The following is a 1,273-nucleotide window of genomic DNA, read 5'->3' as shown; positions in this document are numbered from 1 at the left end:
GACCACCCGCCGGGCTCTGTGCAACCGACCGCTCATCTGGGCGGTGATGGCAACAAGGACGCAACGGCCGCCGCAAATGCCTTGGCCGACCTTCTCGCTTCCAAAGGCGTGAAGGGTCAATGCATCGAGTTGCAGGGAGCGTTGACAGACGTCAATGGGCATACCCGGCACGAGGGGTGGCTTGCCGCCACCAAGGGCAAGATCGAGACCCTGCAGACAATACCCACAAATTGGGATCCCGAGATTTTCCGGTCCGGCACCGCAAACGCGCTACGGGCTCATCCGGAGGCGAACTGCATCTTTATGGCGAGTGACTTCGCCCTTTCAGCGGTGCAGTCGGCGCTCGAGGCTGCCGGGCGCTGGGCTCCTGATGGAGATCCCAAGCACATCTACATCGCGGCCCTCGACGTGCAGCCGGTCGCCATCGATGCCTTGCGCAAGAAGTATATCGACGTGGACGTGACGTACGACGCGAACGTTCTGGCCAAGAAGGCGATCGAGGTTGCTCTGCAGCTGTCTAAGGGCGAGAAACCCGCGTGCGCGCCAAACTGTGCCATCGTCGGCCGTATCGCAACACCTGAAAACATCGACACGCTGCCCGACCTCTGGTCACGCCAGTAGGGACGCGCGCATGGGCGGCCCCGAAGACCTTCGGGCCGCTCACATGCCTTTAACAGCCCTGTTTTGACCTTTCCTGGAACATTGCAATGGCGCGGGATCATACCGTCAGCGTCAAGTTCGAGACGTTTGACTATATTGTCGTTGGAGCAGGCTCCTCCGGCTGCGTCGTTGCGGCCAGGCTTTCCGAGGATGCCCGCAAGCGGGTCTTGTTGATCGAAGCCGGGCCGCCGGACACCAGCCCATGGGTGCACATCCCGATGGGTTACGGCAAGCTTTACACGGATCGTCGCCACAACTGGTGCTACTGGAGCGAACCTGAGCCCGAGCTCGGCGGACGAACGACCTATCAGCCAAGAGGAAAGCTTCTCGGCGGAACGGGGTCAATCAACGGAATGATATATACCCGCGGCCAAAGGGAGGATTTCGATTCCTGGCAACGCGCCGGCTGCGAAGGCTGGGGCTATGCAGATGTCCTCCCCTATTTCAAAAAGGCCGAACACCAGACGCGCGGAGCTGACGAGTATCACGGTATCGGCGGTCCGATCTGGGTCTCTGACCTCGGTCCTCATCCATTGGCCGATGCTTTCATCAATGCCGCCGTTTCGACGGGTGCCCCCCTGAACCGCGACTTCAACGGCGCTTCCCAAGAAGG

Annotated in this window: 2 protein-coding genes; both read left to right on the top strand. The window is 60.9% G+C overall.

What is annotated here, in order from left to right; all coding sequences use genetic code 11:
- Positions 1-621: substrate-binding domain-containing protein (locus EOA13_RS37120; RefSeq protein WP_164780633.1), on the top strand; the 621-nt coding region annotated here is incomplete at its 5' end.
- A gap of 86 nt (positions 622-707) precedes the next feature.
- Positions 708-1,273: GMC family oxidoreductase N-terminal domain-containing protein (locus EOA13_RS37115; protein ID WP_164780631.1), on the top strand; the 566-nt coding region annotated here is incomplete at its 3' end.

It is taken from the genome of Mesorhizobium sp. M7A.F.Ca.US.011.01.1.1 (assembly GCF_003998295.1).
Classification (GTDB): domain Bacteria; phylum Pseudomonadota; class Alphaproteobacteria; order Rhizobiales; family Rhizobiaceae; genus Mesorhizobium.
Note: the sequence above shows the minus strand (reverse complement) of the source record. Positions and strands in the feature narration are given on the sequence as shown.